This window comes from Mesorhizobium dulcispinae (assembly GCF_033977345.1).
Classification (GTDB): domain Bacteria; phylum Pseudomonadota; class Alphaproteobacteria; order Rhizobiales; family Rhizobiaceae; genus Mesorhizobium; species Mesorhizobium dulcispinae.
Genome location: NZ_JAVIIY010000020.1, coordinates 29,360 through 53,119, shown reverse-complemented (window position 1 = coordinate 53,119; position 23,760 = coordinate 29,360). Strand labels below are relative to the sequence as shown.

General features: G+C 64.9%; 24 protein-coding genes. 11 read left to right on the top strand and 13 right to left on the bottom strand.

Going from position 1 to position 23,760, the window contains the following annotated elements:
- Positions 1-162: 162 nt before the first annotated feature.
- Both RFN30_RS28400 and RFN30_RS28395 read right to left on the bottom strand, forming a co-directional pair.
- Positions 163-1,572 (bottom strand): ATP-binding protein, encoded by a 1,410-nt coding sequence (locus RFN30_RS28400; protein WP_320265370.1) that lies wholly within the window; start codon positions 1,570-1,572, stop codon positions 163-165.
- A complete protein-coding gene (locus RFN30_RS28395) occupies positions 1,569-2,285 on the bottom strand; it encodes a response regulator (RefSeq protein ID WP_320265369.1) in 717 nt (238 codons plus the stop codon). Before RFN30_RS28395 ends, RFN30_RS28400 begins: the two co-directional genes overlap by 4 nt.
- A 238-nt stretch (positions 2,286-2,523) precedes the next feature.
- Here RFN30_RS28395 and RFN30_RS28390 point away from each other — a divergent pair, with 238 nt between their 5' ends.
- From RFN30_RS28390 to clpS, 4 genes are all read left to right on the top strand, one after another.
- Entirely contained in the window at positions 2,524-2,826 is a 303-nt protein-coding gene (locus tag RFN30_RS28390) for a hypothetical protein (protein WP_320265368.1), read from the top strand.
- A 40-nt stretch (positions 2,827-2,866) separates the two neighbouring features.
- Complete coding sequence (locus RFN30_RS28385; RefSeq protein ID WP_320265367.1) at positions 2,867-3,118, top strand: hypothetical protein; 252 nt, start codon at positions 2,867-2,869, stop codon at positions 3,116-3,118.
- 150 nt (positions 3,119-3,268) lie between these two features.
- Complete coding sequence (locus tag RFN30_RS28380; protein ID WP_320265366.1) at positions 3,269-3,598, top strand: hypothetical protein; 330 nt, start codon at positions 3,269-3,271, stop codon at positions 3,596-3,598.
- Positions 3,599-3,766: 168 nt separating this feature from the next.
- Positions 3,767-4,072, top strand: coding sequence for an ATP-dependent Clp protease adapter ClpS (gene clpS / locus RFN30_RS28375; protein WP_040989718.1), 306 nt, complete (start codon positions 3,767-3,769; stop codon positions 4,070-4,072).
- Positions 4,073-4,237: 165 nt separating this feature from the next.
- Here clpS and RFN30_RS28370 read toward each other — a convergent pair whose 3' ends face one another.
- The 4 genes from RFN30_RS28370 to RFN30_RS28355 are packed head-to-tail and all read right to left on the bottom strand — an operon-like array spanning position 4,238 to position 11,108.
- A complete protein-coding gene (locus RFN30_RS28370; RefSeq protein WP_320265365.1) occupies positions 4,238-6,325 on the bottom strand; it encodes a hypothetical protein in 2,088 nt (695 codons plus the stop codon).
- 3 nt (positions 6,326-6,328) lie between these two features.
- A complete protein-coding gene (locus RFN30_RS28365; protein WP_320265364.1) occupies positions 6,329-9,145 on the bottom strand; it encodes a DUF4159 domain-containing protein in 2,817 nt (938 codons plus the stop codon).
- Positions 9,142-10,104, bottom strand: coding sequence for a DUF58 domain-containing protein (locus tag RFN30_RS28360; protein WP_320265363.1), 963 nt, complete (start codon positions 10,102-10,104; stop codon positions 9,142-9,144). The genes RFN30_RS28365 and RFN30_RS28360 overlap by 4 nt, the downstream gene beginning before the upstream one ends.
- Complete coding sequence (locus RFN30_RS28355) at positions 10,104-11,108, bottom strand: AAA family ATPase (RefSeq protein WP_320265362.1); 1,005 nt, start codon at positions 11,106-11,108, stop codon at positions 10,104-10,106. The genes RFN30_RS28360 and RFN30_RS28355 overlap by 1 nt, the downstream gene beginning before the upstream one ends.
- 145 nt (positions 11,109-11,253) lie before the next feature.
- Here RFN30_RS28355 and RFN30_RS28350 point away from each other — a divergent pair, with 145 nt between their 5' ends.
- Genes RFN30_RS28350 through RFN30_RS28340 form a run of 3 tightly spaced genes read left to right on the top strand, consistent with a single transcriptional unit; the run spans position 11,254 to position 13,780 of the window.
- A complete protein-coding gene (locus tag RFN30_RS28350) occupies positions 11,254-11,883 on the top strand; it encodes a DUF1285 domain-containing protein (RefSeq protein WP_320265394.1) in 630 nt (209 codons plus the stop codon).
- Entirely contained in the window at positions 11,883-12,515 is a 633-nt protein-coding gene (locus tag RFN30_RS28345) for a CoA pyrophosphatase (protein ID WP_320265393.1), read from the top strand. Before RFN30_RS28350 ends, RFN30_RS28345 begins: the two co-directional genes overlap by 1 nt.
- A complete protein-coding gene (locus tag RFN30_RS28340; protein WP_320265361.1) occupies positions 12,512-13,780 on the top strand; it encodes a CCA tRNA nucleotidyltransferase in 1,269 nt (422 codons plus the stop codon). The genes RFN30_RS28345 and RFN30_RS28340 overlap by 4 nt, the downstream gene beginning before the upstream one ends.
- Before the next feature lie 27 nt (positions 13,781-13,807).
- Here RFN30_RS28340 and RFN30_RS28335 read toward each other — a convergent pair whose 3' ends face one another.
- The 5 genes from RFN30_RS28335 to hemF form a co-directional block, all read right to left on the bottom strand.
- The gene (locus tag RFN30_RS28335) at positions 13,808-14,785 is read right to left on the bottom strand and encodes a S8 family serine peptidase (protein ID WP_320265360.1); all 978 of its coding nucleotides are present in this window, start codon (positions 14,783-14,785) and stop codon (positions 13,808-13,810) included.
- Positions 14,786-14,871: 86 nt separating this feature from the next.
- Positions 14,872-15,450 (bottom strand): hypothetical protein, encoded by a 579-nt coding sequence (locus tag RFN30_RS28330; protein ID WP_320265359.1) that lies wholly within the window; start codon positions 15,448-15,450, stop codon positions 14,872-14,874.
- 271 nt (positions 15,451-15,721) lie between these two features.
- Positions 15,722-15,907: a DUF1059 domain-containing protein gene (locus RFN30_RS28325; RefSeq protein WP_059188453.1), complete on the bottom strand. Its 186-nt coding sequence runs from the start codon at positions 15,905-15,907 to the stop codon at positions 15,722-15,724.
- Positions 15,908-16,229: 322 nt separating this feature from the next.
- The gene (locus RFN30_RS28320; RefSeq protein WP_066994313.1) at positions 16,230-16,490 is read right to left on the bottom strand and encodes a DUF1344 domain-containing protein; all 261 of its coding nucleotides are present in this window, start codon (positions 16,488-16,490) and stop codon (positions 16,230-16,232) included.
- A 244-nt stretch (positions 16,491-16,734) separates the two neighbouring features.
- Positions 16,735-17,649 (bottom strand): oxygen-dependent coproporphyrinogen oxidase, encoded by a 915-nt coding sequence (gene hemF / locus RFN30_RS28315; RefSeq protein WP_320265357.1) that lies wholly within the window; start codon positions 17,647-17,649, stop codon positions 16,735-16,737.
- A 120-nt stretch (positions 17,650-17,769) separates the two neighbouring features.
- Between hemF and RFN30_RS28310 the strand changes: the two genes are divergently transcribed.
- Positions 17,770-18,027, top strand: coding sequence for a hypothetical protein (locus RFN30_RS28310; RefSeq protein ID WP_320265356.1), 258 nt, complete (start codon positions 17,770-17,772; stop codon positions 18,025-18,027).
- 7 nt (positions 18,028-18,034) lie between these two features.
- Here the strand turns inward: RFN30_RS28310 and soxR are convergent, their stop codons facing one another.
- Together soxR and RFN30_RS28300 are read right to left on the bottom strand one after the other, a co-directional pair.
- Positions 18,035-18,478, bottom strand: coding sequence for a redox-sensitive transcriptional activator SoxR (gene soxR / locus RFN30_RS28305; protein WP_278233493.1), 444 nt, complete (start codon positions 18,476-18,478; stop codon positions 18,035-18,037).
- A gap of 144 nt (positions 18,479-18,622) precedes the next feature.
- Positions 18,623-19,081 carry a tRNA (cytidine(34)-2'-O)-methyltransferase gene (locus tag RFN30_RS28300; protein WP_320265355.1) on the bottom strand — a complete coding sequence of 153 codons (459 nt, stop codon included), beginning with the start codon at positions 19,079-19,081 and terminating at the stop codon, positions 18,623-18,625.
- A gap of 452 nt (positions 19,082-19,533) precedes the next feature.
- Between RFN30_RS28300 and RFN30_RS28295 the strand changes: the two genes are divergently transcribed.
- The 3 genes from RFN30_RS28295 to RFN30_RS28285 are packed head-to-tail and all read left to right on the top strand — an operon-like array spanning position 19,534 to position 23,751.
- Positions 19,534-19,950 carry a hypothetical protein gene (locus tag RFN30_RS28295; protein ID WP_320265354.1) on the top strand — a complete coding sequence of 139 codons (417 nt, stop codon included), beginning with the start codon at positions 19,534-19,536 and terminating at the stop codon, positions 19,948-19,950.
- Positions 19,951-19,975: 25 nt separating this feature from the next.
- Entirely contained in the window at positions 19,976-21,871 is a 1,896-nt protein-coding gene (locus RFN30_RS28290; RefSeq protein WP_320265353.1) for an ABC transporter ATP-binding protein, read from the top strand.
- Complete coding sequence (locus RFN30_RS28285; RefSeq protein WP_320265352.1) at positions 21,868-23,751, top strand: ABC transporter ATP-binding protein; 1,884 nt, start codon at positions 21,868-21,870, stop codon at positions 23,749-23,751. Before RFN30_RS28290 ends, RFN30_RS28285 begins: the two co-directional genes overlap by 4 nt.
- Positions 23,752-23,760 lie beyond the last annotated feature (9 nt).

The window sequence follows — 23,760 nt, the reverse complement described above, 5'->3', positions numbered from 1 at the left end:
CGTCGCTGACCCTCGGTTCGGAAAGGAACATGCACCAAATTGAAGTGGTACAGCGTCCTTTGCGCGTCCGGGAGGACGCGCGGCGCTGTGGAGCGGGTCGCACTATCACAAGGATGGCGCGGCCGATCCAGCCCCTGCGGCAGTCGAGAAAAGGCTGCTGACTCAAGCTGCCAGCGGCAGGCGCAGCTCCGTCAGCAGGCCGCCGCGGGGATGGTTGGAAAGGCTGATCTCGCCGCCGGCGCTGCGGGCGATGTTGCGGGCTATGGTGAGGCCGAGACCCAGCCCGCCGGTCTCGCGGTTGCGCGATTGTTCGAGGCGCACGAACGAGCCGAACACCTGATCCAGCTTGGCCTGCGGAATGCCCGGACCTTCGTCGCGGATGCTGAGCGTGATCGTGTCGCCCGAGCGCCGCACGCCGATATGCGCCTTCTTGCCGTAGGTGACCGCGTTCTGGACGAGATTGGTGATGCAACGGCGCAGCGCCACCGGCCGCGCGATGCAGATCAAGCCCCGCGATGGCCTGGCGTCCTCGTCGAGCGAAGCGTCCTCGAACGCGTCGGCGACCGATTCCACCAGCGACCAGAAATCGATCCGCTCGGCCTTTTCCTCCGTGACCTCGAATTTGGCGAAGTCGATCACTGAGCTGGCGATGCTTTCGATGTCGGCGAGGTCATGCGCAAGCGCCTCGCGCGCCTGCGATTTGCGCAGCAATTCGAGCCGCAGCCGCATCCTGGTCAGCGGCGTGCGCAGATCATGCGCGAGCGCCGCCGCCAGGTGCTCGCGGTCCTCGACATAGTCGCGCAGGCGCATCTGCATGGCATTGACCGCCTTTGCCGCGGCGCGGATCTCGCGGCTGCCGGTCTCGGCGATCGGCGGGCTTTTCAAGTCCTTGCCGATGCGGTTCACCGCCGTCTCCATCATGCGGTAGGGCGCCGTCAGCCGGCGCAGCGACCAGATCGACATCACCACGACCAGCCCTGCTATCAGCGAGTAAAGCGGCAGGCTGTCCCAGCTCAGGATCGGACCTGCCGGCGTGATCGGCTCGGTGAAGTTCAGCCACTGGCCGTCGGCAAACCGTAGCGACGCCGTCAGCTTGTCGCTCTGGGCGAAATCCGCCGCCAGCACCAGAAGATCGCGCTCGACCTGGCCGACATCCTTGTTCATCACCTGGCCGTTCGGGACATCGGCCTCCTGGGTCGCCGGGTCGCGCCGCACGCGCGCATCGGTGATGCCGAACTTGGACAGGCGGCCGACCAGGATGTCCTCCAGCTCGGCAAGCTGATCGTCGCCGGCGATCGAGGAGGTGACGGCAGGGGTGTCCGAGACGGTCAGCGCATAGGTGGCGTTGAACAGCCCGGATGCGGTCGCCTTGCGCTCCTCGGGCGTGGCGTCGTGCATGAGCTGCACCAGCGAGTAGGCGCGGTCGTTCAGCCGATAAAGATCGACGACGTCGTTGGCCGCAGCGCGGTCGTGCGAGACGATGTAGAGGGTCGCGACCTGGCTGATCATCAGGCCGGCAATGACGATGAGCAACACCCAGACGGGCAGGGTTTGCGGCAGGAAGCGTCTCATTCGGAGGTCGTTTCGGGCAGAAACTGATAGCCGCCGCTGCGCACGGTCAGGATCAGCTTCGGCGTCTTCGGGTCGTCTTCCATCTTGCGGCGCAAGCGGCTCACCAGGATGTCGACGCTGCGGTCGAAACTGTAGCCGGTGTCCCCGCCGGACAGCTCGATCAGTTGCTCGCGGGTGAGCACGCGCTGGGCGCTCTTGACGAAGGTCTGCAGCAGGTTGAACTCCGCCATCGTCAGCTCCACCCGCACGTCGTCGGGCGCCGTCAGCCGGCGGCGCGAGCAATCCATGGTCCAGCCGGCGAAGCGGTAGATCTGGTTGCTGGCGGGCCGGCGCGGCTCGGCCGTGCCGTTGCGCCTCAGCACAGCGCGGATTCGGGCGAGCAATTCGCGCGGATCGAAAGGTTTCGGCACATAGTCGTCCGCGCCCATCTCGAGGCCAACGACCCGGTCCGTCGTCTCGGTCACCGCGGTCAGCATGATGATCGGTGTCGTGTAGTTCGCGCGGATCTCGCGGCAAAGCTCCAGCCCGCTTTTTCCCGGCAGCATCACGTCGAGAACGATCAGGTCGACCTGTGCGCGGCGCAGGATCGCCTCCATCTCGGTGCCGTCGGCGGCCACCGTCGTGTGCAGTCCCCGCTTCTGAAAGAATTCCTGAAGCAGGTCGCGTATGCCCTTGTCGTCATCGACGATCAGTATGTGCGCGTCGGATTTCACGAGAACCCTGTCATGCTGGTAGCCAAGCCGGCCCTTCCCAAATCACCCACACGATAGAATTCGGGCCACATCTTGGCCAGTGGCGGCGATGCGGCATGGATTACCTTCCTCAGAAACAATCCAGAAACAAAATTCTACAGTCGGGAAAAACTCGTGAAAAATTTCAAGGGCATAACCGGTGCCGTGGCGGTCAGGTCATCGGCTGCGACGCGAGTTTCCGGAGTAACGGGCAATACCAATGCAGAGGTTCTGGATCAGCTTGATGGGTGCGTTGCTCAGCATGTCGCTCATCACAGCCGCGGTCGGGGCCTCCAACGCAAAGGTAACGCCGCTGACCCGGGCCGAGCGCTGCACCAATCTCAACCGTCAAGTTGACGAAGCCCTCGAAACCCACGCCGCGGCAACGCAGGTCACCGCGGCAAAGGCACTTCAAAGAAAGGGAAACCGGTTCTGCGCCGCCAAGAAACAGGCACAGGGAATCCGGATGCTCGCGAATGCTTTGAAGCTGCTTGGAGTGACACCGATCGACCCTGTTCAGTGACGCTCGCCCTCTCGACCCGCATGAAAAAGGAAATGAAGCCATGAAGAAGTCCATCCTCTCCGCCCTCGGCCTCGCAGTTGCTCTCGCCTTCTCGATGCCGGCTCTCGGCAACGCCGCTGCCACGACGACCGCCGCTCCGGCTGCTTCGACCACGACCGCTGCTCCGGCCGCCGCCGCTCCGGCCAAGGCTGCTCCGAAGAAGGTCTCCGCCAAGAAGGCCTGCAAAGTGACCAAGACGCACAAGTGCCCGGTCAAGAAGGCCCCGAAGAAGACCGCGGCGAAGAAGCCCTGATCCAGGCTTCGCACGTACCTTTTCAAAGCCGCTCCAACCTGTTTCGGCTGGGGCGGTTTTCTGGCGGCCGAAGCGGAGCACCGGCTAGCTTCCACCGCGACAATCCGATCCTTAACCCGATTGCAATGCCGGTGCTGTAAGACAATCCGCATGAAGAAGCGGCTTTCGTCCCGGATGCGCTCGCTGACCCTCGGCGGCCTGGTTGCCACCGCGGCGGCAAGAGCGTTGATCATCTTCACAGCCAGCCCGGTGCCGGATCCCGCCAGCGGCAGGACCGAGCCGGAGCTTTTCGCGCCGGCGATCTCATCGAGCTTCGACTACATCACGCCGGCACAGAGCTGGATCCTGATCGTGCTGACGGGCGCGACGCTGATCGGCTTCGTCGCCTGGATGATTGCCGCCTTCATGGAGCGCGGCTCCGACATGGATAACGGCGGCTCCGGCAGATCAGGCACCGCGATGCGCCGGCAGGGCCGTTGAACGGCAAGCAGCGTCTCCCCACATAGTGCCGAGTGCTTGCCCGCCGCCACAGCGGGCAAATGGACGACTGCTTCCTTAGATGACACAGTGGAAGCGAGGCTATTTTTCACGCAATTCCGGAAACCGCCAAGCACTGGAATTGCTTCAGTTCCCAACCGGCGAATTCCGATGCCTGAAACTGTCCTCAAACCGCGCACCAAAACGCAGCCGAAAACAGAGCGGCCAAAGCTCTACAAGGTCATCCTGGTCAATGACGACTTCACGCCGCGCGAGTTCGTGGTGACCGTGCTCAAAGGCGAATTCAAGCTCAGCGAGGATCAGGCGCATCGCGTGATGATCACCGCGCACACGCGCGGTGTCTGCGTGGTCGCCGTCTTCACGCGCGACGTCGCTGAGACCAAGGCCGCGCGGGCAACCGATGCCGGCAAGGCCAAGGGCTATCCGCTGCTGTTCACGACCGAGCCGGAAGAGTAGTGCGGTTCTCCCTCGCCCCGTTTACGGGGAGAGGGAAAGCGAGGCCGGCTTTGCCGACCGAGCAGGGTGAGGGGTGAGGCAAGCGCCTGATTCTGATAGCTGGGCGCCGCCCCTCATCCGCCCTTCGGGCACCTTCTCCCCGTGAAACGGGGAGAAGGAAGAGGCTCACCGCCCCTCGCGATACCACATCGAACCGATCGCCAAGAGCAGCAGGCCGAGGCCGAGGAAACCGCCGAACAGCGGCACGCGGGAAACGGCCTTGAGGGTGCTGTCGTTGGTGGTGCGGAGCCCGATCCAGTCGTTGCCCGACGCCGCGCCCGAGGAGCGCACCGGCACGATGGAAGGCAGCGCCACGCCGCCGGCGAGGTTGCCAAGCATGGAGGATGGCGCGAGCCGGCGCACGCTGCCGCCGGTCGCTTCGGCCGGCGCCTTCAGCCTGTCTTCGGTGGAAACGACATCGGAGAATTCCGGAGCGTTGATCGGGCCGACATGGGCGAGCGCGGTGAGGTCGCCATTGCCGACCTGGTAAAGGCCGATCTCGCTGGTCTGCAGGCTGCCCGTGAAGATCCCCGGTTCGGCCTTTTCCAGCTTGACCGTCATCGTCTTGCCGGAAGGCGTGATCACCTGGGCGGGGCCGGGATCGTCACTCATCGTCTGGCGCCTTATTTCCAGCACCATGCCGCGGCCGTCCGCTGTCAGCCGTTCCTCTTCAAGCTCGGGTTCCTTCATCAGCCAATGGGCGATGCGCCGGTAGAGCTGGACATGCGGCCCGCCGCCCTCGAAGCCGCGCGCCCATAGCCAGCCCTGGTCGGAAAGCAGCATGCCGACGCGACCTTCGCCCTTGCGGTCGAGCACAAGCAGCGGGCGGTCGTCGGCGCCTTTCATCACCACCTCGCCCTCCGGATTCTTGACGCCGATGGTGCGGAACCAGCGGCTCCAGTGCGGCGGATCGCTGGCGGAGCCCTCGAGCCCGCGCGTTACCGGGTGGCGCTGGCCGAGATCGGTGAGACGCGGATAGAAGGCCTTGTCGACGACCTCGCCGGTGGGCATCGCCGGCAGGGCCGACATCAGCGGCGTCCGGGCAATGGAGCTTTCGCCGGAATATTCGGGGCCGGCCGCGATCAGCAACGCGCCACCCTTTTCGACATATTCGGAGATGTAGTCGTAATAGAGGATCGGCAGCACGTCGCGGTGCTGATAGCGGTCGAAGATGATCAGATCGAAATCCTTGATCTTCTCGACGAACAGTTCGCGCGTCGGGAAGGCGATCAGCGACAGCTCGTTGATCGGCGTGCCGTCCTGCTTTTCCGGCGGCCGCAGAATGGTGAAGTGGACGAGGTCGACCGACGCGTCGGATTTCAAAAGGTTGCGCCAGGTGCGCTCGCCGGCATGCGGCTCGCCGGAGACCAGAAGCACGCGCAGATGATCGCGGATGCCGTCGACCAGCGCGATGGCGCGGTTGTTGGCGTCGGTCAGCTCGCCCGGCTCGTGATCGATCGAAAGCTGGACGATGTTGCGGCCGGCATTGGGGATGGTGACCTCAAGCTTCATCGGCTGGCCGATGGTCGCATGCTCGACCGAGACCTGCTCGCCATTGACCGAGACCCGCACGTCGACCGGGCTGCCTTGGCCTTCCGTGGAAATGACCCGATAGCTCATGTCGAGCGGCTTGCCGACGAGGCCGAAGCGCGGCGCGTTCTCGAAGCGGATGCGGCGGTCCTTTTCGTGCTCGCTGCCGGTGATCAGCGCATGCAGCGGCGCGTTGAATTCCGGAGCGCCGGCCGGCGCGTCATGCACCTCGCCGTCGGTGATCATGACCGCGCCGCCGATGCGCGAGGGCGGCACGTCTCGGAAAGCGCTTTCCAACGCGCCGAACAGCCTGGTTTCGGTGCGCTCGTCCGCGGCCTCGGACTTGCCGGCGTCGACGACGCGGACGTCGAATTGCTTGAAGCGGCCGAGGCGATCCTGAAGGCCTGCCAGCGCTTCGTCGGTCTGCTTGGTGCGGTCGCCGATATCCTGGCTCTGGCTGCGGTCGACGATGACGGCGACGACGCTCTTCAACGCCTCGCGTTCCTCGTCGAGGAAGACTGGATTGAGCAGCGCAGCACCCAGCGCGAGCAGGGCGACGAAGCGCAAGACAGAGCCGCGCTGGCGGAACCACAGGCCGGCGAGCGCAAGCAGCAGGAGCGGCACGATGACAAGCCCGAACAGCGGCCAGGAAACGAGCGGCTCGAAGGAGATCGACCAGTTCATGACCTACTGCCCCAGCCGTTCGAGCAGGACGGGCACGTGCACCTGGTCGGATTTGTAGTTGCCGGTCAGCATGTACATCATGATGTTGACGCCGGCGCGCAGCGCGTAGATGCGCTGCATCGGATCCGGCGGCACGGTCGGTAGCATCGGATCGCCGTTCTCGTCGACCGCCCAGGCGCCGGCGAAATCATTGCCGGTGATCATGATCGGCGACACGCCGTCGCCGGTGCGCACGGGACGGTTTTCGGTGTTGCTGGCGTCGAGCGAGGTCTCGACCCAGAGCGGGCTGCCGTTGAAGCGGCCGGGAAACTCGGGAAGGATGAAGAAGGACTTCGTCAGCACATGGTCCGACGGCACCGGCTCCAGCGGCGGCACGTTGAGATTGGCGAGGATGTCGCGCAGCCGCTCGGTGGCCGGGCTCGCCGAGCCAGCGCCGATGCCGTTGGAGAACTGGTCGCGCGTGTCGAAAAGAACCGTGCCGCCCTGCTGCATATAGGCATCGATGCGGGCGATCGCAGCTTCGCTGGGCATTGGCGCGGTGGCGTCGATCGGCCAATAGATCAGCGGATAGAAGGCGAGCTCGTCCCTGGAGATGTCGACGCCCGCCGGCGGGCCGGGTTCCAGCGCCGTCTTCTCGATCAGGAAGCGGGTGAGGCCCTCGAGGCCGGCGCGGCTGATCGAATCGACGCCGGGCTCGCCGGTGATGACATAGGCGATCCGGGTTTTCGAAATGTCCTCGATCGCCTGGGAATCGCCGGGCTTAGAATCATCCGCGCGGGCAAGGTCGGCGTGGCCGAAGAGCCCGCCGAGCGCGATCAGCACGGCAGCGGCAGTCGCCGCTGCGCGACGCGGCCGGCGGGACAACAGCCCGCCCATCGAGAACACGGCAAGCGTGTCGAGCACCATCAGCAGGAGGGCCAATGTGACCAGCGCGCCTTTCAGGTTCTCCGATTCATCGAAAGCATAGGGGATGGCGGTCACCGGCAGCGAGATCTGCGGCCGGGCAAGCGGCGCAAACGTGCTCGAGGCGTTGAGCAGGTTGTGGGCGAAGACGCCGGTTTCCGAGCCATAGAGCCCGGGCGGGTTTTCCAGCGTTACCGGCAGCGGGCCGGCGGCGGGCACGAGCGGCCGCGCGTCGGGCGTCGGCGGCACCAGCGTGCCGTCGGCGCCGATCATGCGATAGGGCGCCAAGGAGGCGGCGGCAGCCTCGGCATTGGCGACCGCGGCGCCCTGGTTGCGCGACAATTGCACGACGCGCCTCAGCATCTCGACGAAGCTGCCGGAGATCGGCAGGTTCGACCAGGTCGCCTCCGGCGTGACATGGAAGAGCACCAGCGTGCCCTTGTCCTTCTTCATGCCCGTGACCAGCGGCGTGCCGTCGGCAAGTGTGGCCCAGGTGCGCTCGACGATGTCGGGCGTGGGTTCGGCCAGCACCTGCCGGCTGACCGTCACCTCGGTCGGTGGCGCGAGATCGGCGAACGGGCCGTTCTTCGGGAATTCGGTGACCTGTTGCGGCGTCGTCCAGGACAGCGCACCGCCCAGCGCGCGCTCGCCGCTGCGCAGCCGGACTGGCAAGAGATCATCGTCATTGCCGGCGGCGGCCAGCCTTGAACCGGCAAAGCGCACCAGCGTGCCGCCATTGTTCACCCAGTCGACCAGCCGCTGCCGGACCTGCGCGGGGATGGTGCCGACATCGGCCATGATGATCATGGCCGGCTTCTGGTCGAGAAGCTGCGGAATGGCGTCGGCCAGATCGGCGCTCGACGGCTCGACCAGGTCGGCGAAGGGCTGCAGGGCGCGGCGAATGTAATAGAGCGGCGACAGCAGCGGCTGCGCCTGGTCTGCCTCGGCCTGCGAAAGCAGCCCGACGCGGCGGCGCTTGGAACTCTCGTCCAGCACGCGCACGGCTCCGGCCTGATGCTCGCCATCGAGCGCTATCGAGGCGAAGTCGTTGCGCAATTCAAACGGCACCTTCATCGTTCCGTTGGCGGTGGTCTGGCCTGGCGCGAAGGTCACCGTCGCGTCGGCGATGCGGCGGCCCTTGTCGTCGAAGGCGCCCGCCGTGACCTGCGCCGGCGCCGGATCACCCGGCGCGCGGATGGCGGTCAGCGTGAAACCGTCGACCTGATTGTCGGCGCCGGTCAGGCCGGTGAGCGAAACCCGGTCCGAGGTGGCCCAGACCAGCCTCGCGGCATTTCTTTCCAGGAGCGTCTTGAAGGCCGCTTCGTCGCCATTGGCCGCAAGGCCATCGGCAAGCACGGCGACGCTGGCGCCCGGCAGGCGCTCCAATGTGGCGGCGACGCGAGCATAGACGGCAGGGCGGTCGGCCGGGATCGGGCGCGGCTTTGCCGCGCGCAGGCGGTCGAGCGCGGCCGATGCATCGAAGGGACCGATCTCGGCATTCGGCTTTTCGGCGGTGAAGGCGATGACGACCGGCACGCCGTTCGAGCCGGCGTCGGCGATCAGCCGCTCGGCGGTGGCGACGCGCTTGCCCCAATCGGCGGCACTTGCCCAGTCATTGTCGATGACCAGCGCGAGCGCCGAGCCCTCTGCCGGCAGCTTTTCGCGCGGATTGAAGACCGGTTCGGCGAGCGCGGTGACGACAAGGGCGGCCATCAGCAGGCGAAGCAATGTGAGCCACCAGGGGCTTTGATGCGGCGTCTCCTCGCGCCTCAGGACGCGGGCGAGGATCCGCAGCGGCGGAAAGACCTCGGTCTGCGGCCGGGGCGGCGTCAGCCTCAGCAGCCACCAGATCACCGGCAGGGCCAGCAGACCCCACAGCACCATCGGCGCGCCGAAGGAGAGCGGCAGCCAGCTCATGCGACCGCCTTTCCGGTGTTACTGCCGCCGGCGGTCAACCCGGTATGACCAGTGATCAGCCCTGGGCGGCTGCTGTCGGCGGTCATCGCCATGTGGACCCGCACGAGCGCCTCGGAGGCGAGGCGGTCGGTGTGGTTGACGGTAAAACTCCAGCCCAGGCGCTTGCACCAGCCGGCCAGTTCCTCGCGGCGGGCGGTGTAGAGCAGGCGGTATTCGTCTTTAAGCGTTTCGGCGCGGCCGGCAGTCAGCTTGTCGCCGGTCTCGGGATCGGTGAATTCGGTACGGCCGGAATAGGGGAAGGTCTCCTCGGCCGGATCGGCGACCTCGATCAGATGCGCGCGCACGCCGTGACGGGCGAGCACGTCGAGCCAGGCCATGGTCTCCTCGACCGGATCGAGGAAATCGCTGACGATGACGATGTCGCAGAAGCGGCGGATGGCCGAGAGGTCGGGCTTGGCGGGCAGGTTGCCGGCATGGCTGAGCTGGGCCGCGATGCGTTCGGCGCCGTTGCGGGCGGTGAACGGGTCCGTGAGGCCCGGCCAGGCAATGCGCTCGCCGCTGCGCGAAAGAAGCTCGGCCAGGGCAAGCGTCAGCACCAGCGCGCGCGATTCCTTGGAAACGCCGGCTCCCGCGGACTTGTAGAGCATGGAGGGCGAGGGGTCGGACCAGAGCCAGACGGTATGAGCCGCTTCCCACTCGCGGTCGCGGACATAGGTGTGGTCGTCGCGGGCCGAGCGGCGCCAGTCGATGCGCGAGGCATCGCCTTCGACATAGGGGCGGAACTGCCAGAAATTCTCGCCGATGCCACGCTTGCGGCGGCCGTGCCAGCCGGCGATCACCGTGTTGACGATGCGGCGCGCCTCGACCAGCAGGTCCGGCACCAGAGAGGCCCGCAACCGGCCACGGGCGAGCGCGTCGCGCGTCGCAACCGGTGCCTGGACCTCGCCTATTCGACCCATCAGATGCCTTTTGCCAGTTTCGCCACCACGTCGCGCACGGACGTGCCTTCGGCGCGGGCAGCGAAAGTCAGCGCCATGCGATGCTGCAGCACCGGCTCGGCCAACGCACGGATGTCGTCGACCGACGGCGCCAATCGTCCATCATATAGCGCGCGCGCCCTGGCGCACAGGGTCAGCGCCTGGCTGGCGCGCGGACCCGGGCCCCAGGCGACGTGCCTGTCGGTGTCGGCAATGCCCTGGCCCGGACGAGCCGAGCGCACCAGCTTGAGGATCGCCTCGACGACGCTTTCCGGCACCGGCATGCGGCGGATCAACGTCTGGATTTCCTTCAGCCTGGCCGGCTGCAGCACATTGTCGGCCCTGGCCTCCTCGACGCCGGTGGTTTCGAGCAGGATGCGGCGTTCAGCCTCGATCTCCGGGTAGAGGATGTCGACCTGCATCAGGAAACGGTCGAGCTGGGCTTCCGGCAGCGGATAGGTGCCTTCCTGCTCCAGCGGGTTCTGCGTCGCCAGCACGTGGAAAGGCGAGGGCAGGTCGTGGCGGACGCCGGCGATGGTGACGTGATATTCCTGCATCGACTGCAGCAGCGCCGACTGCGTGCGCGGCGAGGCGCGGTTGATCTCGTCCGCCATCAGGAGCTGGGTGAAGATCGGCCCCGAGATGAAGCGGAAGGAGCGCTTGCCGAATTCGTCCTGCTCCATCACTTCGGAGCCGAGGATATCGGACGGCATCAGGTCGGGCGTGAACTGGATGCGGCGGGAATCGAGGCCGAGCACGATGCCGAGCGTCTCGACAAGCTTGGTCTTGGCGAGGCCTGGCACGCCGACAAGCAGGGCATGGCCGCCGGCCAGCAGCGCAACCAGCGTGCGCTCGACGACGGCTTCCTGGCCGAAGATCACACGGCCTACGGCGTCGCGCACCTTCGAGATGTCGGCCAGCGCCTTCTCGGCCTGTTCGATCATCGCCTTGTCGCTCAACGGGCTTTCCTTGATCATCACGCTCATGCCGTTCGATCCTTGTGGTTGGAAATACCGGCCTGCACTCTCAGGGTCGCAGAATGCCGCGATTCGGCCTCGCCTGGCGCCTGCGATTGAACTTAAATCACAGACTTAGGCTGACAAGCGAAACAACAGTGACTATTTCGTGACCATGACCGATCATTCCGGACATCGCGAGCAGAGTCTAACCGGTGTCACCGAGGCGCGCGGGCTGGAGGCGCTGATCTCGCGGGCGGCGCGCGCGGACAAGGGACCGGCCCCCGTGGAGCGCTGGAATCCGGACTTCTGCGGCGATCTCGACATGGAGATCAAGGCCGACGGCACTTGGTTCTATCTCGGCACGCCCATCGGGCGCATACCGCTGGTACAGCTCTTTTCGAGCGTCCTGCGCAAGGACGCCGACGGCAAGACCTATCTGGTGACGCCGGTGGAGCGCGTGGGCATCCGCGTCGCCGACGCGCCGTTCATCGCCGTCGAGATGAACGCATCGGGGGCCGGCGACAAGCAGGTCATCACCTTTCGCACCAATGTCGGCGACGTCGTCACCGCCGGGCCCGGCCATCCGCTGCGCTTCGTCGACGAGGACGCCACCGGCGGGCTCAAGCCCTATGTGCTGGTGCGCGGGCGGCTTGAGGCCCTGGTAGCGCGGCCGGTGATGTACGAACTGGTCGAGCATGGCGAGGTGATCGACATCGACGGCAAGGCAATGTTTTCCGTCCGTTCCGGCGGCGAGGTCTATCCGATCATGCCGGCCGAAAAGCTCGAGCGGCTAAGCGCGTGATGGACCAGGTGGCGCCGGTGCCGTTCTCGATCGCGGATTTTCGCGCCCGCGCCGCGGCGCAGGCAAAGCTGCAACCCGGCGACGAGTTCGGCGATCACCGCTTCAATCCAGGCCATCCCAGGCTGAAGCACATAAAGCCTCTGCGCGACGCCGCGGTGCTGATCCCGGTCATCGATCACGCCGATGGCGCCACCGTGCTGCTCACCAAGCGCGCCGAGAGGCTGCGCAGCCATTCCGGTCAGGTGGCTTTCCCCGGCGGCACCATCGATCCGACCGATCCGGGGCCTGAGGCCGCCGCGCTGCGTGAGACCTTCGAGGAAATCGGCCTCGACCGCGACCACGTCGAAATCATCGGCCGCATGCCCGACTATATCTCGGGCAGCGGCTACCGCATCGTGCCGGTGCTTTCCGTGGTGCGGCCGGGCTTTTCGCTGACGCTCAATGCCGACGAGGTCGACGGCGCCTTCGAGGTGCCGCTGCGCTTCCTGATGGATCCCGTCAACCACGCGCGCGATAGCCGCATGTGGAACGACCTCGAATGGTTCTTCTACGAGATGCCCTATGGCGGCCAGCGCATCTGGGGCGTCACCGCCGGCATCATCCGCACGCTCTATGAAAGGCTCTATGCGTGAGCGCTGAGGTGTCTCTCTCCGGCAAGGCCGACTGGCTCGGCGAAAAGCATCTGCAGAAGCTGCTTGCCGCGCTGAAGGCGGGCGGCGAGGAGGCGCGCGTGGCCGGCGGGGCGGTGCGCAACGCGCTGATCGGCCAGCCGGTCGCCGACATCGACATCGCCACGACGACCGTGCCCGAGGAAACGATCCGCCGCGCCCAAGCAGCCGGCTTCAAGACCGTGCCGACCGGGATCGAGCACGGCACCATCACGGCGATCGCCGGCGGCAAACCCTATGAGGTCACGACGCTCAGGGCCGATATCGAGACCGACGGTCGGCGAGCGAAAGTCGTCTTCGGGCGCGACTGGAAGGCGGACGCCGAGCGGCGCGACTTCACCATCAACGCGCTCTATGTCGAAGCCGACGGGACGGTCGTCGACCTTGTCGGCGGCGTCGCCGACATCGAGGCGCGGCGGCTGCGTTTCATCGGGGATCCGGAAGCGCGCATCCGCGAGGACTATCTGCGCATCCTGCGCTTCTTCCGCTTCTTCGCCTGGTATGGCGACGGCCGGCCTGACGCCGAGGGCTTGAAGGCCTGCGCCAGGCTGAAGGACGGGCTCGGCAGGCTTTCGGCCGAGCGCGTCTGGTCCGAACTGAAGAAGCTGCTTTCGGCGCCCGATCCTGCGCGTGCCCTGCTGTGGATGCGCCAGGCCGGCGTTCTCACCGCGGTGCTGCCGGAGAGCGAGAAGTGGGGTATCGACGCCATCCACGGGCTGGTCCGGACCGAAAGGGATCTCGGCTGGGCATCCGATCCGCTGCTCAGGCTGGAGGCCGTCGTTCCGCCGGATGCCGCGCGCATGAAAACGCTTGCCGAAAGGCTGAGATTTTCGACCGGCGAAGGGGAACGCCTGCGGCACTGGGCGCTGGCTGTTCCGCCTGAACCCAAGATGACCGAGACGGAATTTTCCAAAAAGCTCTATTTCGGCGACCGCGAAGGCTTCCTCGATCGACTGCGGCTTGCGCTCGCCGCCGCGCGGACACGCGCCGTCGAGGACAATCAGGCCATGATGGAAGCCGGCGGTTTCTCGCGCCAGCTCAATTTCGCCTTGAAATGGGAAAAACCGGTGTTTCCGATCAAGGGCGCCGATCTGACCGAACTCGGCGCCTCGCCAGGCCCGAAGCTTGGCGCCACGCTGAAAAACCTCGAAAAGGAATGGGCGGATTCAGGGTTCACCATGGATCGCGGCGCGCTGCTCAAACGCGCCGCGAAGGCTCTCAAGGGTTAAATTGGTTGGCCGGTCGATCGGTGCCGGTCAATGTATCGCCACAGGGGCCAGGGCGCGCGACAGGCTTGCCTCGCCCTTGCCGTAGACGGCTGGGTTGTAATTGACCAGCGTGTCGGTGCGAGCCGTGTTGAGCAGGTCGTTGGTGATCTGAACCGGTGTCGCGCTGGTGAATTTGCTGCCGATGATCGCGGCGTATCCCGAGATGATGGGCGCAGCGAAGGACGTGCCATAAAGGCCGGTCTTATTTCCTTCGACGCCGACCACGAGGAAGTGGCTCTGCACGGCAGTGTTGGAGCCGGCATAGTTCGAATACCAGGCAAGCTGAGCCTTGTTGGATGTCGTGCCGTTTGTCGACAGCGCGCCGACAAAGATCGCTGTCGGTTTGCCGATCAGGGCAAGATCGAGATAATCCTGCTGGCCGCCCGTGACGCCGCCGACGGCGACCGAGTCGTTGCCGGCCGCCTTCGAGACGACGGCCGATCCCCACGTGGCGTAGGAGATGATCGACTTCTCCTCCGGAGCCCACCCGATCTGGTTCACGCCGTAGCCGGCGCTGGCATACATGCCGTAGCTGAGGTTGAGCACGTTCCGACCGCTTGCCAGCGAGACGGCCGAGCCTGTCGAGAAATCCTTGGAGCGTATGGTCGCCGAGGGAGCGATCATGCTGGCTTCCTCGCGCGTCCACTCACCATGCCGTTGGTATTGCGTGCCGATGCCGAAATTGCCGGAGAAGCGCGATGAACTGCTGAAGTCGTCGACGATGGTGATGGTGACGCCCTGGCCCTTGTAGCCGGCGGCCCATGCGGCGCCGACGTCGGGGCTCATCCAGCTCTGCACCGCTTGTGTTCGCGCAGCCGGTATCTTTGCGCTCACGCATATGGACCCGCCGCCGTGGCACAGCGCGGCCGTCTGGTCCGCGTCGAGGGCGTCCTGCGCCAATGCGATGGATGCCGGCAGAAGGACGAGGGCTGCGGCAATGCCGAACTTCCAGAAATTACCAGACATGGTCTTACTCCCGGTCAAGCAGAACGAGGACGGAGGATTGCGAATTTCGGGAGCAGGAAAACTTCTCATGCATGGCCTCCCGGCGATCAGAAAGTAACACGGTAGTTGAGCCACAGGCGCAGCCTCTCGGGTGTAGCGTTAACCAGATATTTCAGCGTTTCCTCAGGTGCGGTCTCGCCGGCCGCGAGCCGGCAGTTGACGCTGTAGGTGCCCAGCTCCCCGTAGTCAGCCACGCAGGGCTTTTCGGTCAGGTTGCCGCCGAAGGTCGAGGTAACAGAAAGGGACAGGGTGCTGTTCAGGCTCGGATGGGTCTGGGTGAGAAAACCGAGCTTGAGGCTCGGCGCTATGCGGTATTTCTCGGCTTGTTCCCCGGTCCCAAATCCCCACAGGATGCCGCTGTTTTCGGTGAGCTGCGTGAGAAAATCGACATGCATGTCGACCCAGTTGCTGTGGTACCACCGATTGAACGAGACCCAGCTTCCGTCCTGCAGCTCGTAGCCGCCATTGCCGAGGCCTCTCGCGCGGTCGCTGAGCCAGGACCCTTGGTGGATATCGACGAGCGACGTGGTCAGTTCCTGGGCGGCCGCCGGTGACGCGCCGAGGAACGCGCACAACAGAAACGCCGCTGCGCGGGAACCGCCTCGAATGTCGGATCTTTCGCGCATGCGCGAAGCACCTCGTCCCACTGAATCCGGCCAACGCCTTGTGGCGAACGGCTCCTTGGGCAGCCGCTTATGGCCGGATCGTGCGCGACGATCGCATGCATACCGTTACCGCGGGGTTATCTAACCCGATACGAATATAAGTTTTTGCATGAATTCGGCGAAGCTGGGCCATTGTCGCCGGCCGGAACGCAAATAGAGCGGAACGCGCCCGAATGCTGCATCCCGCTCGCCGTCTTTGTTGGTAGAGGTGAAGAATCCGCGACCGGATCCCTCAGGCCGCGTCGCGGACCTTCTGGATGCGGGAGCGGATCGCCTCGATCATGGTCTCGCGGATGATGGTTTCGCCATGGGTCTCGCGCATGTGCTCGACGGCACGGCGCATGACCTCCGCCTCTTCCTCGGCACGCGTGTGCCAGTCACAGCCAGGGACGAGTGTTCCGCATTGGAATTCCTTCATGGGTTTTCCTTTCCTCGCTGCGGAGCGGTTCGGCTTCGACCACTCCAGCTGTTGTTTTACGCAATCCCGCGCGCAAACCGCTGGGCACTTTCGCTGGAATTGCTCAAGTGGATAACCATAACACATGTTGCCGACTTCGGTTGCATCAAGAGTCGTGCTGTCTGGAGCGGCCGGTCAAGGTACTTAAACCCAAGAGGCGGAGCAGTACTGCTCCGCCTCCTTGCTGCCTGATCTTGCTAAAGTCGCGCGGGCCGTCACTTCATGATCTTGCCAAGGCCGAGCAGGCCGTCACTTCATGATCTTGCCAAGGCCGAGCAGGCCGTCACTTCATGATCTTGACGGCCTCGGCGATCTTGTTCTTGCCGCTCATATCCCAGGAAACGCGGACCTTCTCGCCCGGCTTGATGCCCGGATCCTTGAAGGCCTTGGACAGCGTGAAGGTCGATCCGTTGTCCAGAACAAGGCTCATGGCCGTTCCATCAAAGCTCTTGACCGTGCCCGTGGTGTGCTTGACCGCGGCGAACGCGGCGCCGCCGGAGGCGAGAAAGGCAGCGGTTGCTGCCGTCACAATAAGCTTGCGCATGGCATGCTCTCCTGGAATGCGGGCGCCGTATGGGAAGGCACCCCTCTCGATCAGGGCCGTCCGGATGCGTCGGGTCGCGGATCGTAGCAGTGACGAGCCGCCGGCGCTTCCCGACCCGGCAACCTTAAATAGATCAATTTTTTCAAAAGGATATTAGACGAAAAAGATATCGCTGCCGCCACATTGCCTGCCATGTTTCGGCAAATGGGACATCAATGCGGCCTTCCTTCCGCTCACCGGATTTTTACGGCCACTTTACCTCGGGCGGCAGGCTGGAGAGGATCGAGGCGACATTGCCGCCGGTCTTCAGGCCGAAGATAGTGCCGCGATCGTGAAGCAAATTGAATTCGACGTAACGGCCGCGCCGGATGAGCTGTTCCTCGCGGTCGCCGTCGGTCCAGTTCTGGTTGAAATTGCCCCGTACCAGATGGGAATAGACGACGAGGAAAGAGCGTCCGACATCCTGGACGAAATTGAAGTCGGCGCTCCAGCCGCCCTTGTCCTCGTCCGAATGCAGCCAGTCGAAGAAGATGCCGCCGACGCCGCGCGCCTCGTTGCGGTGTGGCAGGAAAAAGTACTCGTCGCACCACGCCTTGAATTTCGGGTAATCGGCCACAGCGGCGTTCTTCTCGCAGGCGAACTGCATGGCGCGGTGGAAGGCGAGCGTGTCGGGGTCGTCCTGGGTACGGCGGCGATCGAGCACCGGCGTCAGATCGGCGCCGCCGCCGAACCACAGGCGCGTGGTCACGACCATGCGCGTGTTCATATGCACCGCCGGCACGTTGGGGTTCCAGGGGTGCGCGATCAGCGAAATGCCGCTCGCCCAGAAGCGGGGATCCTCCTCGGCGCCGGGGATCTGCTTGCGGAATTCGGGCGAGAACTCGCCGTAGACGGTCGATGTGTGTACGCCGACCTTCTCGAAGACGCGGCCGCGCATCATCGACATGGCGCCGCCGCCACCGCGGCCCTCATCCCGCTCCCAGGGCGTCTTCTCGAAGCGGCCGGGCGACCATGACGATTGCGGTCCGGTGAGTTCCTGCTCGATCTGCTCGAATGTGGCGCAGATGCGCTCGCGCAGCGCCTCGAACCAGAGGCGGGCGTTCATCTTCTTCTGTTCGATGTCGGCCGGCAGCCCCACGGGAAGGTCAGGTCTTTCCAATTCGGTCTCCAGTTACAGGCTCACTTGCCCGACAAATGACTCGTTTTTTCTGCGCGCGATCCCTAATCTCTTAAAGGCAAGGGTCAAGTCCTGTCTGACCAAGGTGCAAGGAGTTCCTTCGTGCGCACCCCGGCAAGACCGCCGCTGGATGGCTTGAGGAAGAGGCTGGAACGCTCGCGGGCCGAGCGCGAAAGAAAGCCACGCGACGGCTTTTTGCGCGAGACTTTCGTGCTGCCGCGCCCGGCCGCACGCCTTAAGGCGAAGGAATGGTTCGAACGCTTCCCCAAGCAGGCCTACTGGACCGAGATCGAAAGCTGGTTCGAACGCCCAGGCGACGTCATCGAATTCACCATGCGCCGGTTGCCGGCGGCGGACTGAAAAATCGTCAGGGCACCAATAGCCGTCTTGCCCCCGTACCCTCCCTGGCCAGCCGGTCCTCCTTGTTCCTCAGCGGGCATTTGTCGATCGACATGCAGCCGCAGCCGATGCAGTCGGTCAGGCCGTCGCGCAGCTTCTTCAACTGGCTGATCTTGTGGTCGAGTCCGTCGCGCCAGGCCGTTGAAAGCAGATTCCAATCCTCGCGTGTCGGCGTCCGTCCCTCGGGCAGGGACTGGAACGCCGCGGCGATCTCGGCGAGCGAGATGCCGACCTCCTGGGCGACGCGGATGATCGCCACGCGCCGCAGCACGTCGCGGCCGTAGCGCCGCTGGTTGCCCGCCGTGCGATGGCTGCGGATCAGCCCGCGCGCTTCGTAGAAATGCAGCGCCGACACCGCCACGCCGCTGCGCATCGCCACCTGGCCGACCGTCAATTCCCGTACCGGAGCCACTCGCAGTTTCCGCTTGACCTCAAGTTAGGTTGAGCTTGTAGCGAGGAAATCCTGACAAAGCAAATTGAGGAGAAGGCGATGTGCGCCTGGGTGAGAATGACGGCAGAAGGGGAGGTGGTCCGCGGCTGTGAACGGCCGAGGATCTTATCCGATCTGGCGGAGCGCTTCGCCCGCGACCATCGCGACGGACAGCGCGACATTGATGCTGCGCGCGCCCGGCCGCATCGCAATGGTCAATCGCGCATCCACCGCCTGATGAACCTCGTCCGGCACGCCGGCGGATTCGCGGCCGAACAGAAGGATGTCGCCGGCGGCGAAGGCAAACTCCGTATAGGCGGTCGCGGCCTTGGTGGTGAGCAGCACAAGGCGGCGCGCATTCGCCCGGCGCCATTCCTCGAAGGCGTGCCAGTCGGCATGGCGGGAAAGCGCCGCCATTTCGAGATAGTCCATGCCGGCCCGTTTCAGCGCCCGGTCGGAGAGCGGAAAGCCGGCCGGCTCGATGATGTCGACGCCGAGATCGAGGCAGGCGGCGAAGCGCAGGATTGTCCCGGTGTTGCCGGCGATATCCGGCTGGTAGAGCGCGATGCGGAGACGGTCGTTCATTTCCGCGTCCTGCTAATAAGTGGCAGATCGGCCACAGGCGGCTCGAGCTTTTGGCGATTTCTGGACTGGCGGGTGGCCATTTTCTGCGAAGTCGAGTATATGCCCACCATCGTCAACCCGAACCGAAGGAGGGGGACCACATGATGACCATGCACTTCCAGCTCCTTTCCGGGCAGCTCCTCTCCGGGGCTCATGTATGCCCGGCGGCGGTTTCGGTACGACGATTCTTCTGACACTTTAAGACCTCATCGCACCGATTCCCGCCGAACCCAGTTTTCGGCTTTCGAAGGAATCTCGCGATGTTTTTCAAACTGCCAAAGGGGCGCCTCGCCCCACCTGAACGTGTCACGACCCATTGTGTCGGGACCGACACGTTGCGTGCCTCCGGCCGAATGCCGGAGGTCGAGTTCGTGTCACCCTTTTTAACGCATTTGCACATGGAGGACGGACCGATGTTCGATCCATTTAGAATACCCGGCTCGAGAAGCCTGCACGAGCGCAAGATGGCGACGTGGGCGCTGCTGATCGGCGAGACCTACTCGTCGGCGGTGCACGCCGAGACGCGCCGGCGTCCGCATCGCGGCATGCTGCCGGACGTCGATTTCTCGCGCGCCGTGCCCGATCCCGGCCGGCCTTCGCTGGTGCGCCGTATCGCAAGGCTGTTCCGGCCGGGCGAGAAAGCGCGGGCTGGCGACAGCTTGGCGCCAGGAAATTCGAGGCCGTCAGGATCCTCTGGCGAGCCTGTCGGCGAAAAGCCCACGACACCCTATATTGCGCGAAGCAGGGCCGGCGATGCAGTTGATTCCGCATCGCCGGCCCGTGGCGCCGCGCGGCCGATGATTCTACCCCATCAATCCCGCGCCGCGTGAGCGCATGGACAGTCGAGTGCCTGGAATGTTCCGCTGGTTTGAAAACAAGCTCGATCCGTTTCCCGCCGCGGAGCCGGTCGAGCCGCCGAAGACGCTGGTCGCCTTCTGCGTGCACTACACGCGCGGCGTCTGGCCCTACATCGTCGTGGATGCGGTGCTGGTGGCGGCGATCGCCATTACCGAAGTGTGGATGTTCGGTTTCATGGGCCGCATCGTCGACTGGCTGTCGGCGCAGAACCGGGAAACCTTCGTGCAGACCGAGAGCTGGAAGCTGGCCGGCATGGCCTTCATCGTCCTGTTTGCGCTGCCCGGCACGGTCTGGGTGCGGGCGTTGTTCAACCAGCAGACAATGATGGGCAACTACCCGATGCGCATCCGCTGGCAGGTGCATCGCTACCTGCTGAAACAGTCGATGGCTTTCTACCAGGATGAGTTCGCCGGCCGCATCGCCACCAAGCTGATGCAGACCGCACTCGCCGTGCGCGACTGCGTCATGAAGGTCATAGACGTCCTCAACTACGTCATCGTCTACTTTCTCGGCATGCTGCTCATCGTCGGCTCGGCCGACTTGCGGCTGGCCGCGCCCTTGGGCGTATGGCTGATCGGCTATATCGGGCTGCTGCGGTATTTTATTCCCCGGCTCGGCAAGGTCGGGGAGGAACAGGCCAATGCGCGTTCGACCATGACCGGTCGCGTCGTCGACAGCTATGCCAACATCCAGACGGTGAAGCTGTTTTCCCACGCACGCCGCGAGGCGGCCTTCGCTCGGGAAGGCATGGCGGGCTTCCTCGACACCGTCTACCGCTCGATGCGCCTGGTGACGGTGCTCTACGGCCTGCTCTACATCCTCAATTCGCTGCTTTTGTTCACCGTCACGGCGATCTCGCTGTGGCTGTGGCTCGCCGATGCGGTGACGATCGGCGCAGTCGCCGTGGTGATAGGCCTGGTGCTCAGGATGTGGGGCATGTCGCAGTGGATCATGTGGGAGATGACGGGCCTGTTCGAGAATATCGGCACGGTGCAGGACGGCATCCAGTCGATCTCGCTGCCGCGACTGGTCGAGGACAGGCCGGGTGCCAGGGACATCACCGTCAGCCAGGGCGAGATCCGCTTCGAGGACATCCGCTTCCATTACGGCAGGCAGAAGGGCGTCATCGAGAACCTGTCGCTTACCGTGAAGCCCGGCGAGAAGGTCGGCATTGTCGGCCGCTCCGGCGCCGGCAAGTCGACGCTGGTCAACCTGTTGCTGCGCTTCTACGACCTCGAAAGCGGCCGGATCCTGATCGACGGCCAGGAGATCGCCGGGGTGAAGCAGGATTCGCTGCGCGCGCAGATCGGCATGGTGACGCAGGACACCTCGCTGCTGCACCGCTCGGTGCGGGAGAACATCCTCTACGGCCGACCCGACGCGACCGACGAGATGCTGCTCGAGGCGACGCGGCGGGCGGAGGCGCTCGATTTCATCGGCGCGCTTTCGGACCACAACGGCCGCAAGGGATTCGACGCCCATGTCGGCGATCGGGGCGTCAAATTGTCCGGCGGCCAGCGGCAGCGCATCGCCATCGCCCGCGTTATGCTGAAGGACGCTCCTATCCTAATCCTCGACGAGGCGACGTCGGCGCTCGATTCGGAAGCAGAAGCTGCGATCCAGGAGAACCTCTACAAGCTGATGCAGGGCAAGACCGTGATTGCCATAGCGCATCGGCTTTCGACCATCGCGGCGATGGACAGGCTCGTCGTCATGGACAAGGGCCGCGTCATCGAGGAAGGGTCGCACGAGGAGCTTGTCGCCAAGGGCGGGCTCTATGCCCAGCTCTGGCAACGCCAGTCGGGCGGCTTCCTGCTCGACGACGCGCCCGCCGAAGCGGCCAACGATGCAATTGCCCATGACTTTGGGGCCAAGGGTGAAGCCGCGGAATGATGAAAGCCGTCTATCGCTGGTTCGAAAGCTGGGTCTACCCGTTCCGCGAGCCCGCGAATCTTCGGCCTCCCGCCAGCGTCGGCGGCTTCCTCCGACACTATGTCGGACAGGCGAAGCTCGCCTTCTTCGCCATGCTGATCATCGGCGGCATCGCGCCGCTGGTCGAGGCCGGGCTGTTCTATTTCGTCGGGCGGCTGGTCGATATCCTCGACCAGCTTCCCGGCGAGCGCAGCTGGCATGCGCTCTGGGCCGCCGCCGGCCCTGAGCTTCTGTTCATGGGCGCGGTGGTGCTGATCATCCGCACGCTGGTGGTCGGCCTTTCTGCGCTGGTCGACGAGCAGACGATCACGCCGGGCTTCTACAGCCTGGTGCGTTGGCAGGCGCACCGGCATGTCTCGCGCCAGTCCTACGCCTTCTTCCAGAACGATTTCGCCGGACGCATCGCCACCAAGGTCTGGCAGGCCGGGCAGGCGACCGGCGACCTGATGGAGAGCTTCATCGAGGTCATCTGGTTCATGATCGTCTACACGGTGACGACGCTGGCGCTGGTCGCCGGCCTCGACCTCAGGCTGGCGGTGCTGGTGGTGATATGGATCGCCGCCTTCGCCTGGCTGGCCAGGCTCCATTTGCCAGCGATCCGCAAGCATGCCGAGGCGACCGCCGAGGCCGGCTCGATGATCACCGGCCGAATCGTCGATTCCTATTCCAACGTGCAGACGCTGAAGCTGTTCGCCGCCGACGGCGACGACCGCTATATCCGCAGCGGCTTCGACATCTATCTCGATGCGCTGCGGCCGTTCACGCGCCGGCTGACCGGCGTGCGCATGGCATTGACGACGCTTTCGGGCATCATGATCACGTCAATCGCCGTCCTTGCCGTCTATCTCTGGGTGGAAGGCTCGATCACCGTCGGCGCCGTCGCTTTCACGCTTTCTCTCGTCTTGCGGCTCAACATGCTGCTGGGACGGGTGATGATGCAGCTCAACAGCATCTTGAGGAATCTCGGCGTGCTGGAGAATTCCAAGGCGCTGATCTCGCAGCCGCTCGGCCTGACCGACGCTCCGGGCGCCAGGGAGCTATTGGTTGCCGGTGGGCGCATCGACCTCAAGAACGTCACCTTCCATTATGGCAAAGGGGCAGGGGTTCTGGACGGCATAGACCTCGTCGTGCGGCCCGGCGAGAAGGTCGGCCTGGTCGGTCCGTCGGGCGCCGGCAAGACGACTTTAGCAAATCTCATCCTGCGCCTCTACGACCTCGAGGGCGGCAAGATCCTGATCGACGGCCAGGACATTGCCGGGGTGACGCAGAATTCGCTGCGCGCCAATATCGGCGTGGTCAGCCAGGACACCGCGCTCTTCCACCGTTCGCTGCGCGACAACATCAAGCTCGGCATGCCGGACGCGACCGACGCTGAGGTGATCGCCGCGGCGCGCAAAGCCGAGGCGCATGATTTCATCATGAGCCTGCGCGACAATCGCCAGCGGGCCGGCTACGAAGCCTATGTCGGCGAGCGCGGCGTGAAGCTCTCCGGCGGCCAGCGCCAGCGCGTGGCGATCGCCCGCCTTTTCCTCAAGGATGCGCCGATCCTCATCCTCGACGAGGCGACCTCGGCGCTCGATTCCGATATCGAGGCGGCCATCCAGGAAAACCTGGTAAGGCTGATGGAGGACAAGACCGTCATCGCCATCGCCCACCGGCTCTCGACCATCGCCGCGCTCGACCGGCTGGTCGTGCTCGACGGCGGCCGCATCGTCGAAGAGGGCACGCATGACGAGTTGGTGGCGCTCGACGGCCTCTACGCGCGGCTCTGGAAACGGCAGTCCGGCGGCTTCCTGTTCAATGAGGAAAGCGTGCTGGAAGAGACGCGCCCGGCGGAGTAGAACCCAGCC